At 43.5% G+C, this 15,523-nt stretch carries 17 protein-coding genes; 3 read left to right on the top strand and 14 right to left on the bottom strand.

Going from position 1 to position 15,523, the window contains the following annotated elements; all coding sequences use genetic code 11:
* Positions 1-305: 305 nt before the first annotated feature.
* From AACQ17_RS15895 to dusA, 7 genes are all read right to left on the bottom strand, one after another.
* The gene (locus AACQ17_RS15895; protein WP_094147765.1) at positions 306-1,058 is read right to left on the bottom strand and encodes a phosphoadenylyl-sulfate reductase; all 753 of its coding nucleotides are present in this window, start codon (positions 1,056-1,058) and stop codon (positions 306-308) included.
* Positions 1,051-2,784, bottom strand: a complete 1,734-nt coding sequence (gene cysI / locus AACQ17_RS15890) for an assimilatory sulfite reductase (NADPH) hemoprotein subunit (RefSeq protein WP_094147766.1) — start codon at positions 2,782-2,784, stop codon at positions 1,051-1,053. The genes AACQ17_RS15895 and cysI overlap by 8 nt, the downstream gene beginning before the upstream one ends.
* A complete protein-coding gene (locus AACQ17_RS15885; protein ID WP_094147767.1) occupies positions 2,784-4,637 on the bottom strand; it encodes an assimilatory sulfite reductase (NADPH) flavoprotein subunit in 1,854 nt (617 codons plus the stop codon). The genes cysI and AACQ17_RS15885 overlap by 1 nt, the downstream gene beginning before the upstream one ends.
* Before the next feature lie 96 nt (positions 4,638-4,733).
* Positions 4,734-4,964 carry a hypothetical protein gene (locus tag AACQ17_RS15880; RefSeq protein ID WP_038149123.1) on the bottom strand — a complete coding sequence of 77 codons (231 nt, stop codon included), beginning with the start codon at positions 4,962-4,964 and terminating at the stop codon, positions 4,734-4,736.
* 166 nt (positions 4,965-5,130) lie between these two features.
* Positions 5,131-5,787, bottom strand: coding sequence for a TIGR04219 family outer membrane beta-barrel protein (locus AACQ17_RS15875; RefSeq protein WP_019282801.1), 657 nt, complete (start codon positions 5,785-5,787; stop codon positions 5,131-5,133).
* A 99-nt stretch (positions 5,788-5,886) separates the two neighbouring features.
* Positions 5,887-6,096 (bottom strand): envelope stress response protein PspG, encoded by a 210-nt coding sequence (pspG, locus tag AACQ17_RS15870; protein ID WP_026027454.1) that lies wholly within the window; start codon positions 6,094-6,096, stop codon positions 5,887-5,889.
* 210 nt (positions 6,097-6,306) lie between these two features.
* Positions 6,307-7,287, bottom strand: a complete 981-nt coding sequence (gene dusA, locus AACQ17_RS15865; protein WP_017047134.1) for a tRNA dihydrouridine(20/20a) synthase DusA — start codon at positions 7,285-7,287, stop codon at positions 6,307-6,309.
* Positions 7,288-7,538: 251 nt separating this feature from the next.
* Here dusA and zur point away from each other — a divergent pair, with 251 nt between their 5' ends.
* Together zur and AACQ17_RS15855 are read left to right on the top strand one after the other, a co-directional pair.
* Positions 7,539-7,997: a zinc uptake transcriptional repressor Zur gene (gene zur / locus AACQ17_RS15860; protein WP_170908027.1), complete on the top strand. Its 459-nt coding sequence runs from the start codon at positions 7,539-7,541 to the stop codon at positions 7,995-7,997.
* Between the two features lie 18 nt (positions 7,998-8,015).
* Positions 8,016-8,477, top strand: coding sequence for a chemotaxis protein CheX (locus tag AACQ17_RS15855; protein WP_017043302.1), 462 nt, complete (start codon positions 8,016-8,018; stop codon positions 8,475-8,477).
* A gap of 96 nt (positions 8,478-8,573) precedes the next feature.
* On the opposite strand, the gene pgi is transcribed toward AACQ17_RS15855, so the two are convergent.
* The 3 genes from pgi to AACQ17_RS15840 all read right to left on the bottom strand — a co-directional run bounded on the left by pgi (position 8,574) and on the right by AACQ17_RS15840 (position 12,941).
* The gene (pgi, locus tag AACQ17_RS15850; protein WP_094147741.1) at positions 8,574-10,226 is read right to left on the bottom strand and encodes a glucose-6-phosphate isomerase; all 1,653 of its coding nucleotides are present in this window, start codon (positions 10,224-10,226) and stop codon (positions 8,574-8,576) included.
* A gap of 221 nt (positions 10,227-10,447) precedes the next feature.
* Positions 10,448-11,521 carry an alanine racemase gene (gene alr / locus AACQ17_RS15845; RefSeq protein WP_197056815.1) on the bottom strand — a complete coding sequence of 358 codons (1,074 nt, stop codon included), beginning with the start codon at positions 11,519-11,521 and terminating at the stop codon, positions 10,448-10,450.
* Positions 11,522-11,534: 13 nt separating this feature from the next.
* On the bottom strand, positions 11,535-12,941 hold the full coding sequence (locus tag AACQ17_RS15840) for a replicative DNA helicase (protein WP_013857915.1): 1,407 nt from the start codon (positions 12,939-12,941) through the stop codon (positions 11,535-11,537).
* Positions 12,942-13,115: 174 nt separating this feature from the next.
* Between AACQ17_RS15840 and AACQ17_RS15835 the strand changes: the two genes are divergently transcribed.
* On the top strand, positions 13,116-13,880 hold the full coding sequence (locus tag AACQ17_RS15835; RefSeq protein ID WP_013857916.1) for a DUF481 domain-containing protein: 765 nt from the start codon (positions 13,116-13,118) through the stop codon (positions 13,878-13,880).
* A gap of 63 nt (positions 13,881-13,943) precedes the next feature.
* On the opposite strand, the gene rplI is transcribed toward AACQ17_RS15835, so the two are convergent.
* From rplI to rpsF, 4 genes are read right to left on the bottom strand one after another with little or no spacing between them, the layout of a single operon-like run.
* Complete coding sequence (gene rplI / locus AACQ17_RS15830; protein ID WP_013857917.1) at positions 13,944-14,393, bottom strand: 50S ribosomal protein L9; 450 nt, start codon at positions 14,391-14,393, stop codon at positions 13,944-13,946.
* A 33-nt stretch (positions 14,394-14,426) separates the two neighbouring features.
* A complete protein-coding gene (gene rpsR, locus AACQ17_RS15825) occupies positions 14,427-14,654 on the bottom strand; it encodes a 30S ribosomal protein S18 (protein ID WP_000090472.1) in 228 nt (75 codons plus the stop codon).
* A 16-nt stretch (positions 14,655-14,670) separates the two neighbouring features.
* Entirely contained in the window at positions 14,671-14,973 is a 303-nt protein-coding gene (priB, locus tag AACQ17_RS15820) for a primosomal replication protein N (protein WP_026027846.1), read from the bottom strand.
* 8 nt (positions 14,974-14,981) lie between these two features.
* A complete protein-coding gene (gene rpsF, locus AACQ17_RS15815) occupies positions 14,982-15,350 on the bottom strand; it encodes a 30S ribosomal protein S6 (protein ID WP_013857919.1) in 369 nt (122 codons plus the stop codon).
* Positions 15,351-15,523 lie beyond the last annotated feature (173 nt).

Genomic DNA, 15,523 nt, shown 5'->3' with positions numbered 1-15,523 from the left:
CTAATTGGGCTTGAACCCTTACTGGCTGTGCCGTGTCAGTGAGGTCGCATTATAGAGATCGCCGTCACGTTGGCAAGCGTTATTTTATAAAAATTGCAAAAATAGCGCTTAATCACCAAATTACTGCTCAAAGCCTTATTTATTCAATTTTACTAAGATCAAGTAAACACGTTACCCACAGAGTTATGCACATTAGCTGTAATTTTTATCTTTTCAAACGTAGAAAAAGCGCCTTCAGACGCTTTTTCCGTTTCACTCATTTCTTTTTTACACTATATAGAAGATTAAATACCTGCATCATCTCCTTAGTTATTCTCTTCATGAAGACCACACTCTCTTTTTAAGCCGAAGAAACGCGTTTCTTCTTCATTCATTCCCGGTTCCCATTTACGAGTGGTATGAGTGTCACCAACTGAAAGGTAACCTTGCTCCCACAATGGATGATACGGCAGGTGATTTTCTTGCAGATAATAATGTACATCTTTATTTGTCCAATCAATCACAGGTAGGAATTTAAACACACCATTTTGAATCGCTAAAATAGGTAATGTCGCCCGCGATTCTGATTGCTCTCGGCGTAGGCCAGAAAACCAAGTACCGATATTTAGTTCATCTAACGCTCTTCGCATCGGTTCTACTTTATTAAGGTGATTGTATTGTTCAATGCCAGTAACGCCTTGTTCCCAAAGTTTACCGTAACGCGCCTCCTGCCATGATGGACTTATCGTAGCGCTGAAGATATGCAGATTGAGATTTAGGTGCTCCGTGAGCTGGTCAATAAATTGATATGTTTCAGGAAACAAATAGCCAGTATCCGTCAATACCACTGGTATATCGCTTTTTACGCTAGAAACCAGATGCAGCATCAATGCGGCTTGAATGCCAAAGCTAGAAGAAAGCGCATGGGTTCCTTCTAGATTCTCAATCGCCCACATCACCCGCTGCTGCGCTGTTAACGTTTCGAGATAAGCATTTAATGGGGCAAGGCTTAACGTTTGCTCTACTTTAGTTAGCGCCAATAACTCGGACAATTTAGGAACTACTGGTACTTCAAGCATAGAAATCTCTCTTAGAGATGATCACCTCTTCTATAATGCCGGTGCGAATGGTGAAATCGCCAAAACCCTCATTGGATTGACGCTCTAGCGCCCAGCGGCCGACTAGATGGTCAATTTCTTCTAGGATCTGTTTATCGGTAATGTTTTCTTTATACATTTTAGGCACACGTGTGCCCGCTCTATTGCCGCCAAGATGTAGGTTGTAGCGACCAGGTGCTTTACCAACTAAACCAATTTCAGCCAACATGGCTCGGCCACATCCGTTCGGACAACCTGTGACACGTAAGATAATGTTTTCTTCTTTAGGTAACGCATGTTTTTGTAGGATCGTCTCTACATCCGTTACAAATTGAGGGAGGAAACGTTCCGCCTCAGCCATAGCTAATGGACATGTAGGGAAAGAGACACACGCCATCGAATTTTTACGTTGCTCACTCACATTGTCATTGATCAAACCATGCTGACGCGCAATCTGCTCAATCGTGGCTTTTTGTAGAGCTGGTACTCCCGCTACGATGAGGTTTTGATTGGCCGTCATACGAAAATCACCTTGGTGGATTTTAGCAATTTCTGCCACACCACTCTTTAGCGGTTTATCAGGGAAATCGAGTAAACGACCATTTTCGATGAAAAGTGTTAAATGATGCTTACCATCGATGCCTTCAATCCACCCAATCCGATCACCACGTTCTGTGAGCTCGTAAGGGCGGCTGACCGCAAACTCAATACCAGCACGCTTTTCAACTTCGGCTTTGAACACATCGACGCCCACTCTATCGAGTGTGTATTTAGTTTTTGCATTTTTACGATTAGACCGGTTTCCCCAATCACGCTGAGTCGTAACCACAGCGGCGGCGACTTCTAAGGTTTTATCAAAAGGAATAAATCCGAAATCATCAGCACGACGCGGGTAAGTAGAAGTATCACCGTGCGTCATGGCTAGGCCGCCACCCACCAGCACATTAAAACCAACTAACCGACCTTGTTCGGCAATCGCAACAAAGTTTAAATCGTTGGCATGTACATCCACATCGTTTTGGGGCGGAATAACCACTGTCGTTTTGAACTTACGCGGTAAGTAGTTATTACCTAAAATCGGCTCTTCATCTGTAGTTTCTAGTTTTTCACCATCCAACCAAATTTCGGCATAAGCGCGCGTTTTAGGTAACAGATGTTCCGAAATCTTCTTCGCCCATTCGTAAGCTTCCTGATGCAGTTCAGACTCCACAGGATTGGACGTACACAGTACGTTACGGTTCACATCACCCGCTGTGGCAATCGAATCAATACCAATGCTGTTTAACGTTTGATGCATCAATTTAATGTTAGGCTTCAATACCCCGTGAAACTGAAAGGTTTGGCGAGTGGTTAAACGAATGCTGCCATATAGGCTGTGCTCAGTTGCAAATTTATCTATCGCTAGCCATTGTTTCGGCGTGATGATCCCGCCAGGCATGCGCGCACGTAACATCACATTGTGCAGAGGTTCTAACTTTTGTTTTGCACGTTCGTTACGAATATCGCGATCGTCTTGTTGATACATGCCATGAAAGCGAATCAGCTGAAAGTTGTCAGCACTAAAGCCACCTGTGATGTGATCTTGCAGATCTTGCTCGATCGTCCCACGTAAAAAGTGACTTTCACGTTTCAAGCGCTCGTTATCTGACAATGGGCCTAGCTCTTGTCCTAATACTTCTTGATGATTAGATTGTTGTTTGGTGCTCATTAGTACACATCCCTTTGATAACGTTTTGCTTTGCGCAGATCGTTGATATATGTCTCTGCCTGTTCACGTGATAACCCACCTTGCTGCTGTGCAATAACAATTAGTGCATCATGCACATCTTTCGCCATGTGCGTTGCATCACCACAGACATAAAGATACGCACCGTTTTGAATCCATTGCCAGACCAGTTCGGATTGTTCAAGTAATCGATGCTGAACGTAGACTTTCTCATGCTGATCACGGCTAAACGCCACATCTAGACGACTCAGCACACCGGATTTCAGATATTTTTGCCACTCAACTTGATAGAGAAAATCTTGAGTAAATGTACGATCACCAAAAAACAGCCAGTTTTTTCCTTTTGCTTCACGGTTATCACGCTCTTGAATAAAGCTACGAAATGGCGCAATTCCGGTGCCAGGACCAATCATGATAATAGGCACATTATCATCTTGCGGTAGTTTGAAATTATTATTGTGTTCAATGAAAACCTTTACCTTGTCGCCCTCTTCTAAGCGCTGGCCAAGGTAACTGGACGCTCCCCCAAAACGGTGCTCATCTTGGTGTGTATACTGAACAATGCTGACGGTAAGATGCACTTCATCTTCAACTTCGCTTTGACTTGATGCGATAGAATAAAGACGCGGCGTTAAACGACGTAATAAAGAGAGTAGCGCTTGGGCCGTCAGTTTAGTTTGCTTCTCTCGCAGTACATCAATCACTTGATGATGGCTCGCATACAATCTGAGCTTCTCTTTATCCTCCACCAGCTCAAGCAGTTTCGTACAACCAGATAACTCAGCAAACTTGGTCACCATCTGAGGATTTGCAGCCGTAATTTCATATTTATGCATTAAAGCACTATGGATGGATAAACTTTCGCCATCGACGTCAACACTTTCGACACCCGATAGCCCAGTCGCAGATAACACGGCATTGACTAACTCTGTATCGTTTTCATACCATACTCCAAGCGCATCCCCAGACTGATACGTTATACCTGACTCACCCAAGTCAATTTCAATGTGGTGCACCTCTTTTCCTGAATCTCGCCCAGTAATTTTTTGACTCGTCAGTAAAGTCGCACTGTAAGGATTTTGCTTACTGTATTGAGATAGATGACTCGTGGTTTGACTCACGGGTAATTGCACAACTTGCGTAGACGTACTTGCAAAAGCTTCTTTTACCACTGCTAATGCCTTGGCTTTCCACTCGGCGGCTTGATGTTCGTAATCAACGTCGCAATCCACTCGTTCAATAAAACGTTTGGCACCAAGCTGCTCTAAAAATGCATCAAAATCTTTACCCGTTTGGCAGAAAAATTCATAACTGGAGTCACCTAAGCCAATCACACCATATTGCAAGTGAGGTAATTTCGGCGCTTTCTTGGATTGTAAAAATTCATGCAGCGCTAATGCATTGTCAGGGGCTTCGCCCTCGCCATTGGTCGATGCAACAAAAATAACATGCGTTTCTTTCGCAAGATCTTTGCCCTTGTAATCACTCGCATCGAATAATTGAACCGCGATACCGGCAGCCTGAGCTTCTCTTTCCAATCCTTCAGCAAGGCCTTTTGCATTGCCTGTTTGAGAAGCGAAAATAATGGTTAATTGAGTCGCAGGCTCCATTGATACTAAAGTGGCTGCTTGTGAGCTGGAAGTAGAAATACTTGATGCTTGAGACTGACTGAGGCCCCAAAAATATCCGCTAACCCAAGCAAGCTGCTGCGGGGAAAGTTCTGAAATAGTACGCTGCAATCCGTTCAGTTGCGCGTCATTGAGTGGGCTAGCTAAACTGGCTAGCTCTTGGGGTATGGTATTTCCTGAAGACATGGTCACGACTTCCCTATTCATTGCGTGACAATAGATTAACCACTCTCTTTAATAACAAGAAAGAATAGATAAGTATGTTTTATAACTTTTTGGAAGTAGGCATTACGCTTAATTCTCTCATTTAGACTCGACTCGAACTTGCTTAAAACCCACCTCCATAGCCGATTTAGAGGCAAGATCCAGATCGGTATACTGGCATTCGTCACCCTGAGAATCGGTTAATAGCACGAACCCACCACGGCAATGCCGAAACTCGACTATCCAATGCCCTTCTTGGAAAGAAGGTTCAATAATGGCTTCGATAAGCTTGTTCTCACGATACAAGTCCCTTAACTCGGTAATCGTCATCACCACACCATTTTCACATTATCCACTCGTGAATTAAGCATGGTACATTTTGCTTATTCTGCTAAGAAATTGCGCAATAATATAATTATCAGTTATAAAAAACGCCACCTTGTAGAGGTAGCGTTTTATGGAAAGTGCATTTAGCGCGTAAGTATCGAATCGATACTTAAAATTGAAATTCAGCCCCTAAGAACCAACCATCAACAAAGACAAATGAGTTTTTCGTCTTTGGGTCAAGTTCGGTGAATTCAAGATCAATCACACGATAGCCGCCACGCAATGCGACATTGCCAGCACGAATAGGTATGGAATACTGCAAACCCGCTAGTACATCTGCGCTTTTAATTCCGCCACTATCACCAAAATCAAACTGCCCAATCACATCAACTTGGGTATTGGGAATTTTAATTGTGGCATAGGCATACCAGTTAAAAGTCGTCTTATCAAAACTGTACTTCAAGCTATCTGGTGCTTGATACTGAGAACCACTATATTGAGTGAATGTAACACCCGCATCGAACGACATTAACTGTCGCTCTAACAGATTGTAATACAAGGTATAGTCGTACTTATCAAAGGATGCATAATCCGCCTCAAGCGTTGTATAACGAATACTCGCATTGGGCAAATAAGGTAGCTGATGCTCAAAAGCAACGTGGATTGAAGGTGTCTTCACATCATCACGACGAGTATTGTCGATTTTAGTGCTGCCCCACCACATGTCAGCGCCAACTTCTCCACGATAAAATGATTCTGCTTGAACCGATGCGGTTGACATCATCATTGCCACACTGACCAACGCTAACCAAATTGGTTTATTCATCCCTATTGCTCCCTATTTATTCGCTACTAATGCATGTTCTTAATTGAACGCGATAGTAGCATATTCCTGAAGTGAGTTAACGTTTCGTTGACTGCCACATTAGCGAGGGGTGTACACCACATGACGGAAGAACCAGACCCCCAAAACAATCACAATGATCCAAGGTAGTAGCTTAAACATCACTCCAATCATGCCTAGTAATGCCAATACTATGAAGCCCATGACCGTCGCAATAAACACAGTCGCCAAAGTAATGCCTGTCGCCAATAAAGTTGCAATAAAAACCAATAAGAAAATAAGTTCAAACATGATGCTTTCCTCCGTTTCTCTTACCACTAGCAGATATCGAGCCAACTTGTTATCACCACCTCTGATTTCAAGTCAAGACCAAAAAAATCACAGTTTCTTGGCCAATCAAGCACTTGAAAAGCAATATTTATTTCAATAAAAAAGCCAAATAACACCGAGTCATTTAGCCTTTCTATTGTTGGTAAAAATCACCACTTAAGTTGGTAATTTTTACACATTCAACTCTTTCGGAATTTTTGCTAATGCCGCTTGCACGACTTCAATTCCCGCACCGGGCTTATGCGCATTCTCACTGATATAACGTCGCCATTGACGAGCACCTGGCATATTTTGGAACATACCTAACATATGGCGGGTAATATGGCCAAGGTAAGACCCCTGAGCTAATTGACGTTCAATATAAGGAAACATCTCTTCAATAATTTGAGAACGTTTTTTAATCGGCGTATCCATACCAAAAATGGTCTGATCCACTTCCGCCAACAAATAAGGGCTTTGATAAGCTTCCCGTCCAATCATTACGCCATCAAGATGCTGTAAATGCTCACTGACTTCAGCTAAGGTTTTGACACCGCCATTCACAGCAATGACTAAATGTGGGAAATCTTTTTTCAGCTGATATGCCCGTGAGTAATCTAACGGCGGTATTTCACGGTTCTCTTTTGGGCTCAAACCACTAAGCCACGCCTTACGCGCATGAATAGTAAACTGTTCACAGCCCCCTTTCTCTGATACCAATGAAATAAAATCAGTCAAAAATTCATAAGAATCCATGTCATCAATACCAATGCGCGTCTTCACGGTTACCGGAATATCAACTACTGATTTCATCGCTGCAACGCAATCCGCCACCAGTTGCGGCTCAGCCATTAAACAAGCACCAAAACGACCATTCTGGACGCGATCGGACGGGCAACCTACATTGAGGTTGATTTCATCGTACCCGTACTGCTGGGCAAGTTTGGCACAATGAGCAAGGTCTTGAGGATTCGAACCACCCAATTGTAACGCTACTGGGTGTTCCTCCTCGTTGTAAGCCAAGAAGTCCCCTTTACCATGAATGATCGCGCCTGTCGTGACCATCTCGGTATACAGTAACGTTTGCGAGGACAGCAAGCGATGAAAGTATCGGCAGTGGCGATCTGTCCAATCGAGCATGGGTGCTACTGATAGCCTACAAGGGTGAGTCATGATTTAGATATCCCAATTCAGTCAGTTTCAATGGCTAAACTTACAGCCAAAAACAAAGTTTGGCATTGTAATCGCTTCGAGTTTATAGCGCCAACAGTTCTTCTTCTGTATCGTTTTGCATCGATATAAGGTAATTTAAGTACTATTTTCGTTGCAAACAACGATCACATCGCTAACTAACTCCAGAAAATGTTGTAGGCTACAAGGCTATTAATCTGGAAATAGTATATTATTATTAAAGTCCAATGGTTATGGTGATAAATTTGGACCACAAGCTAACGAAACAAATAGAAGAACTATGCGCAGCGAGAGGAGTACGACTAACTTCTCAACGAAAGAGAGTGTTTGAACTGATTTGTTCAAGCAAAAAAGCATCCAGTGCTTATGAATTGCTTGAAGATTTAAAGCAAAGCGAGCCCCAAGCGAAACCACCAACGGTGTATCGCGCTCTGGACTTTTTGTTAGAACAAGGCTTTATTCATAGAGTGGAGTCAACAAATAGCTTTATTTCATGTTGCTCTTGTAATGCTAATAAGCATTTCTCACACCTATTAATTTGTGACAAATGTGGCAATGTTATTGAACTTCAAGATGATAGTCTGATAGCCTTGCTAGCAAGCAACGCTGAGAAACACGGTTTTAACATCGTTAATCACGTTATTGAATCTCATGGTGTTTGCCAAACGTGTTCCTCAAGTCTGAAAGTATAAAAACAGTAGAAGAAGGTTATGCGCGCTGAATTTGTAAACCCGTTTTTAGCTTCTTTAATGAACGTGTTAAAAACGATGGCTTCATTAGAGTTGAAGCCACAGAAACCTCGTGTAAAGAAAGATGAGATTGCCCGTGGTGATGTCTCTGGCTTGATTGGTATGGTTGGTAGTCAAAGCCGTGGTTCCATGTCTATTACTTTTGATGAAAGTCTAGCATTGGAAATCATGCAAAATATGTTAGGTGAACGCCCCAACGGTCTCAATGAAGAAGTGACAGATATGGTCGGCGAAATCACCAACATGGTGACAGGCGGAGCTAAACGTATTCTTGCCGAGAGTGGTTTTGACTTTGATATGGCAACTCCGGTTGTTGTCTCAGGAAAAGGCCACACGATTCGTCATAAATGCGAAGGTGCAATTATTATCATGCCGTTTACCTCTCAGTGGGGTAACGCTTTTATCGAAATCTGTTTCGAGTAAGCTCTTTCATTAAAGAAAAAAAGGTTGATACCGTTAAGTATCAACCTTTTTTATTTGGATAAAACCTTACTCACATCCAAGTAAGGTTTTGACGCATTACGCTTTAAATGTCTTAAACGCGTTAATCAAACCATTGGTTGAGCTGTCGTGTGAACTCACTTGAGCATCGTCGGCTAACTCAGGCAGAATTTGGTTTGCTAACTGCTTACCAAGCTCAACGCCCCATTGATCGAAACTGAAGATATTCCAAATAACCCCCTGTACGAAAATTTTATGCTCGTACATCGCAATAAGGTTGCCCAAAGTGCGTGGCGTGATCTGCTTAACTAAGATTGAGTTGGTTGGGCGGTTCCCTTCAAACACTTTAAATGGTGCGATTGCCGTCATTTCTTGTGCTGATTTGCCCGCCGCTTTTAGCTCAGCTTCAACGGTTTGCTGCGTTTTTCCAAACGCTAACGCTTCTGTTTGAGCAAAAAAGTTCGACATCAATTTTTGGTGATGATCACCCGCTGGGTTATGGCTGAGCGCTGGCGCAATAAAATCACACGGGATCAATTTTGTTCCCTGGTGGATCAATTGATAAAAGGCGTGTTGACCATTAGTACCGGGCTCACCCCAAATGATTGGACCCGTTTGGTAAGTTACCGCTTGACCGTTACGATCTACGTATTTACCGTTTGATTCCATATTGCCCTGTTGGAAATAAGCGGCAAAGCGATGTAAGTATTGGTCATAAGGCAGAATCGCTTCTGATTCGGCGCCGTGGAAGTTGTTATACCAAATACCAATCAAGGCTAGGATCACAGGAATATTTTGCTCAAAAGGTGTCGCCACAAAATGTTGATCCATCTCATGCGCGCCGGACAGCAGTTCCACAAAGTTGTCATAGCCTACAGCCAATACAATGGATAGACCAATTGCTGACCATAGTGAGTAGCGTCCACCGACCCAATCCCAAAATTCGAACATGTTGTCTGTATCAATACCAAACTCAGCGACTGATTTCGCATTAGTCGACAGCGCCGCAAAATGTTTTGCAACATGAGTTTCATCGCCTGCTTCCGCTAAGAACCAATCACGAGCCGTATGTGCATTGGTCATGGTTTCTTGGGTAGTAAACGTCTTTGAAGCCACTAAAAATAGCGTGGTTTCTGGATTGACTTTTTTCAACGTTTCAACGATGTGTGTTCCATCAACGTTAGAAACGAAATGAAGATTAAGATGATTCTTATACGGCGCAAGTGCTTCTGTGACCATGTATGGGCCAAGGTCTGAACCACCAATACCAATGTTGACAATATCGGTAATCGCTTTACCAGTGTAACCTTTCCATTCACCAGAAATCACTCGTTCAGAAAACGATTTCATCTTCTCAAGTACCGCATTCACGGCTGGCATCACATCTTCACCATCAACCATGACCGGTGTGTTACTGCGGTTGCGTAACGCAGTGTGCAGTACGGCACGGCCTTCAGTTTGGTTGATCGCGCATCCTTGCAGCATAGCGTCGATGGCTGACTTTAGTTCAGTCTCATTCGCCAATGCTTGTAAATGTTGTAAGGTCTCTTCGTTGATCAAATTTTTTGAGTAATCAACAAGAATATCTGAACCAAAACGAGTCGAGAATTTATCGAAACGTTGTGCATCTTGTGCAAAAAGCGATTTAAGGTCCATATCTTGCGCTGATTCAAAATGCGCAGTCAGTGCTTTCCAAGCGTTGGTTTGCGTTGGATTGATATTTTTCAACATGGTATCTATCCCGATGTGACAGTAGGTTTTATTCCTATCATTCCTAAACTCTGTTTCAAAATGATGGAATCCCCGATTGAGCAAAAAAAGAAAATGGTATCGACTGCCTATATTTGGAAGGCAACACGTCGTTATTCGTTTTGTGAGCGCCATTATGACGCAGCTTACCCGCTCTCATATTGAGTTAGGTCAGGTAAACCTAATGGGTGCATACTCTGGCTTTATTGATACGACATCTCAACACGAGAAGTGAGTTTCGTCACTAACTCGTAAGCGATCGTGCCGATGTGAGAGGCCACTTCTTCTGCTGGTAGCTCTTTTCCCCATAAAATAACCTCATCACCCACCTTATCGCAGGCTTGTGGACCGAGATCGACCGTAAGCATATCCATTGAAACTCGCCCTGCAATCGGCACTTTACGCCCATTGACAACAACCGGAGTTCCATTGGGTGCAGTGCGAGGATAACCATCGCCATAGCCAATTGCGATAACACCAACCTTAGTGTCACGCAAGCTTGTCCAAGTGGCACCGTAGCCGACACTCTCTCCCGCTTTAACATCACGCACTGCGATCAAGTGTGATTTTAATGTCATTACAGGTTGATAGCCCAGCGCTTGCGCCGAGTTATCATCAAAAGGAGAAACGCCATACATAATAATACCTGGGCGAACCCACTCTAACTGGCTGTGCTTCCAAGCTAATAAACCAGCGGAGGCAGCAAGTGATCTTTCACCCTCATGACCTTTTGTCATTGCTAAAAATAGCTCAATTTGCTCAGAAGTCGTTGATTTATCGAGTTCATCGGCACAACCAAAATGACTCATATAACGCAATGGCTTCACTACGTTTTTACACGCTTGCAAACGTTCTAAAAAATCGGGGTATTGTTCTGGGCGCACACCTAAACGATGCATTCCGCTATCGATTTTCAACCAAACATTGACTGGGACATCTAATTGAGCTTGCTCTAAGGCGACTAACTGCTCCTCACAGTGAACAACGGTTTGAATGTTATTGGTCACCAATACAGCAAGATCCATCGGGGAATAAAAACCTTCAAGCAACAAGATAGGTTTTACCACACCGCTCGCTCTCAGTTGCAGCGCTTCTTCAATGCGCGCCACGCCAAATGCATCCGCGCCTAGTGCATGTTTCGCAACATGCCGAAGTCCATGACCATAACCATTTGCTTTGACCACCGCCATAATTTTACTGTTTGGTGCCTGCTGTTTTACTCGCTGTAGGTTGTGCTTTAACGCATCGAGATCGATGCAGGCGGTTGCCGCTTTCATGTAGCTCATCAAATTACTCATCGTCAAATGCAGGGCCTGCATAGTTGTCAAAACGAGAATACTGCCCTTGGAAGGTCAACCGTACAGAACCAATCGGGCCGTTACGTTGCTTACCTATAATAATCTCTGCGATACCCTTTAACGAACTATCAGGGTGATACACCTCGTCGCGATAAATGAACATGATCAAATCGGCATCTTGTTCTATCGAACCGGATTCACGCAAGTCGGAGTTGACTGGGCGTTTATCGGCGCGCTGCTCCAACGAACGGTTAAGCTGCGATAAAGCCACCACGGGCACATTCAATTCTTTAGCCAGCGCTTTTAACGAGCGAGAGATCTCCGCAATTTCTAAAGTACGGTTATCCGATTGCGAAGGAACTCGCATCAACTGCAAGTAGTCGACCATGATGAGCGATAAGCCGCCATGCTCGCGCGCAATACGACGAGCTCTAGAACGAACCTCGGTAGGCGTTAGGCCTGAGCTATCATCTATGTACATATTTTTCTTTTCCATGAGAATACCCATGGTAGATGAAATTCGTGCCCAATCCTCATCATCCAGCTGCCCAGTACGAATTTTGGTTTGATCAACGCGAGAAAGCGATGCCAACATACGCATCATGATTTGTTCAGCCGGCATCTCAAGAGAGAAGATAAGAACCGGTTTTTCTTGCTCCATGGCCGCGTTTTCACACAAGTTCATGGCAAACGTCGTTTTACCCATAGAAGGGCGAGCAGCTACAATGATCAAATCAGAACCTTGTAAACCAGCCGTTTTCTTATTGAGATCAGCAAACCCCGTATTCACGCCCGTGACACCATCTTGTGGTGTTTTATACAGCAGTTCAATACGCTCTAAAGTTCTTTCTAAAATCGAATCGACATTCTGCGGGCCTTCATTTTCGCTGGTACGCTCCTCAGCAATGGCGAACACTTTACTTTCAGCCAGATCGAGCAAATCTTCCGAACTGCGCCCTTGCGGATCATAACCTGCATCCGCAATCTCATTGGCAACACCGATAAGGTTACGCACCAATGCTCGTTCCGCTACGATTTCAGCATAAGCATTAATGTTAGCCGCACTGGGCGTATTTTTCGCCAAATCCGCTAAATAAGCAAAACCGCCGACATCTTCCAACTGTTCGCGACGCTCGAGATACTCAGATAATGTAATAAGATCGAGTGGCTTACTGGCTTCCAAAATCGATTTAGCTGCATCAAAAATTAGGCGGTGTGCACGGCTATAGAAGTCTTTGCTGACCACACGCTCTGCCACCGTATCCCAACGTTCGTTATCCAATAGCAAGCCCCCAATCACTGATTGCTCAGCTTCGATCGAATGTGGAGGAACTTTAATTGCGTCGACTTGTGCGTCAAACGGTTTACGATTTCGTTGATCTGTTCGTGGTGCAGCCATGACTTCGCTCAATACTATCTAATGACCGACCATTATAGCCAGAATAGATCATTTGTAATTATGTAAACGAAACTTTGTGTTTATCTCGTAGAGAATTAACCTCATGCTGACCAAACAGAACCGCCCTACACCTACTATTTCGCCCACTATTTTTATTCACTTTAGGGGTGCTTCGTGTCCAAAATTTGGTTTCTTAGTTTTAGCCTGTTCGCGATGAGTGCAGCTTATGCTAATGAGGATCTTAAAAACGATACGGAAATCGAAGTTCCTTCTCCTTGGAATAGCCAAGTCGAATTGGGTTACCAAGCCCACTCAGGTAATACTGATTCAGAGTCATTGAATTCACGAGTCAAGACAGAATACATAACAGGTCGCCATCGAACCAATGGTGAGTGGAAATTGTATCGTCTTGATAAAAATGGAAAAGAGAATAAGCGGCAGGCAAACTATTCGCTGCAAAGTGACTATAAGTTAGCCTCAAAAGCCTATCTATACGCAAACTTTAACGGTGTTGATTCGAAATACAGCGCCTATTTCAAAGACTACACGCTATCTGGTGGAATGGGTTACCAATTGATGAATACCGACATATTGCTATTAGAGATTGAAATAGGGCCCGGTTTTCGTTACCAAAAACCCAATCTAGATGAGATATCAAGTACAGATATTGTATTTGCAAATACAGTCGAAGAAGTCATATTTCGTGGTAACTTAAAGGGTGTTTGGGCAACTTTCGATAATTTAACCATCTCCTCTGAACTGACTCTTGTCGCAGGAGAAAGTAACATCAGAACCGATAGCGAACTCATTTTAACCAATCACATTACTGATTCGATTGCGTTGAAAGTGAACTTGTCTCGCCAATACCACGATAAGGTTCCAGCAGGACTAAGTAAAGCCGATAGCGTCACTTCATTTAGTTTACAGTTTCGTTTCTAGGTAGTTTGAAGATAAAAAAACACCAGCCAAGGCTGGTGTTTTCAATTCATCCGAAGACTGAAATTATTCAGCAACGATTTGAATTTTCGCAGTTGCAAACACTTCTGAGTGAAGTTGGATGCTCACTTCGAAAGAACCTACGTTACGTAGAGCACCTTCAGGTAGACGAACTTCGCTCTTAGATACTGCAACACCTGCCGCTGTAATAGCATCAGCGATATCACGAGTACCAATAGAACCAAATAGTTTACCTTCATCGCCTGCTTTAGAAGTAATAACAACAGCTTCAAGAGCGTTAACTTGTTCAGCACGAGCTTGAGATGCAACAAGTTGCTCAGCAACTTTAGCTTCAAGTTCAGCACGACGAGTTTCAAACATTTCAACGTTAGATTTAGTTGCCATTACAGCCTTACCTTGTGGGATAAGGAAGTTACGAGCATAACCAGATTTCACGCTTACAGTGTCGCCAAGGCTGCCTAGGTTACCGATTTTATCAAGTAGAATAACTTGCATTGATTAATCCTCTTTCTTAATAAACGGTGCCAATTACTGATGTTTATCAGTGTATGGCAATAGAGCTAGGTAGCGAGAACGCTTGATTGCACGAGCTAGCTGACGTTGGTATTTAGCGCTAGTACCAGTGATACGGCTAGGTACGATTTTACCAGCTTCAGTTATGTAGTTTTTAAGAGTTGCTACATCTTTGTAATCAATCTCTTGTACGCCTTCTGCAGTGAAACGGCAGAATTTACGACGACGGAAGAAACGAGCCATGGGCTATCTCCTGATCTTAAATTTGAGTAATGTGGTCGGCATGTAGCACCAATTTACCTACGCCATTATGGCTAGTTTGGTAAGCGACAAAGCCACTTACGGTTATGGTGCTGCCTTGTACTAAGTGTTGAGTGAGATTCGTTGACCTCTGCCCACTGACGACTACCGGCATACGACAATAGACTTGTCTCGGTAAATCAGCTTCTATCACTGTTGAGCGATGTTCAAGCCAGAAACGGCAATGTTCAATACCCGCAGGACTTTGGCTTCGAATGGGAGGTTTTGCGACAGTGCCACTCAACTCCATCCGATTGGTCATCAAATCAATTACTCAGCGTCTGCATCGAAACGAGTTTCATCACGCTTAGAACGCTCTTCTTTAGCTTTCAGCATGATTGATGGCTCGGTGATAGCAGCTTTAGTACGCATGATCATGTTACGTAGAACTGCATCGTTAAAACGGAAAGCAGTTTCTAGCTCATCAATCACAGCTTGGTCAGCTTCAACGTTCATAAGAACGTAGTGAGCTTTGTGAAGCTTGTTGATTGGGTAAGCCATTTGACGACGACCCCAATCTTCTAGACGGTGGATAGTACCGCCAGTTTCAGTGATAGAACCAGTGTAACGCTCGATCATGCCAGCAACTTGCTCGCTTTGATCTGGGTGCACCATGAATACGATTTCATAATGACGCATCGGTTGCTCCTTACGGATTATTCAGCTTCCAGGTTTGGCTCGGTCGTCCATAGGAAGCAAGGAACGAAAAAAAAAGACCGAGAATTAAGGACGGCAAATAGTACAGAAACGAAGCAGGATTAGCAAGGGAAATGTACTAAGGGTCACATCAAACAAAAAGGGAAGCCTAAGCC

It is taken from the genome of Vibrio sp. V10_P2A27P122 (genome assembly GCF_963874335.1).
Taxonomy (GTDB): Bacteria; Pseudomonadota; Gammaproteobacteria; order Enterobacterales; family Vibrionaceae; genus Vibrio; species Vibrio anguillarum.
Note: the sequence above shows the minus strand (reverse complement) of the source record. Positions and strands in the feature narration are given on the sequence as shown.

Excerpts from the sequence above, each read along its gene's own strand:
- AACQ17_RS15895 (WP_094147765.1), bottom strand. The coding sequence starts at position 1,058 with ATGCTTGAAGTACCAGTAGTTCCTAAATTGTCCGAGTTATTGGCGCTA.
- cysI (WP_094147766.1), bottom strand. The coding sequence starts at position 2,784 with ATGAGCACCAAACAACAATCTAATCATCAAGAAGTATTAGGACAAGAG.
- AACQ17_RS15885 (WP_094147767.1), bottom strand. The coding sequence starts at position 4,637 with ATGAATAGGGAAGTCGTGACCATGTCTTCAGGAAATACCATACCCCAA.
- AACQ17_RS15880 (WP_038149123.1), bottom strand. The coding sequence starts at position 4,964 with ATGACGATTACCGAGTTAAGGGACTTGTATCGTGAGAACAAGCTTATC.
- AACQ17_RS15875 (WP_019282801.1), bottom strand. The coding sequence starts at position 5,787 with ATGAATAAACCAATTTGGTTAGCGTTGGTCAGTGTGGCAATGATGATG.
- pspG (WP_026027454.1), bottom strand. The coding sequence starts at position 6,096 with ATGTTTGAACTTATTTTCTTATTGGTTTTTATTGCAACTTTATTGGCG.
- dusA (WP_017047134.1), bottom strand. The coding sequence starts at position 7,287 with ATGACTCACCCTTGTAGGCTATCAGTAGCACCCATGCTCGATTGGACA.
- zur (WP_170908027.1), top strand. The coding sequence starts at position 7,539 with ATGGTGATAAATTTGGACCACAAGCTAACGAAACAAATAGAAGAACTA.
- AACQ17_RS15855 (WP_017043302.1), top strand. The coding sequence starts at position 8,016 with ATGCGCGCTGAATTTGTAAACCCGTTTTTAGCTTCTTTAATGAACGTG.
- pgi (WP_094147741.1), bottom strand. The coding sequence starts at position 10,226 with ATGTTGAAAAATATCAATCCAACGCAAACCAACGCTTGGAAAGCACTG.
- alr (WP_197056815.1), bottom strand. The coding sequence starts at position 11,521 with ATGAAAGCGGCAACCGCCTGCATCGATCTCGATGCGTTAAAGCACAAC.
- AACQ17_RS15840 (WP_013857915.1), bottom strand. The coding sequence starts at position 12,941 with ATGGCTGCACCACGAACAGATCAACGAAATCGTAAACCGTTTGACGCA.
- rplI (WP_013857917.1), bottom strand. The coding sequence starts at position 14,393 with ATGCAAGTTATTCTACTTGATAAAATCGGTAACCTAGGCAGCCTTGGC.
- rpsR (WP_000090472.1), bottom strand. The coding sequence starts at position 14,654 with ATGGCTCGTTTCTTCCGTCGTCGTAAATTCTGCCGTTTCACTGCAGAA.
- priB (WP_026027846.1), bottom strand. The coding sequence starts at position 14,973 with ATGACCAATCGGATGGAGTTGAGTGGCACTGTCGCAAAACCTCCCATT.
- rpsF (WP_013857919.1), bottom strand. The coding sequence starts at position 15,350 with ATGCGTCATTATGAAATCGTATTCATGGTGCACCCAGATCAAAGCGAG.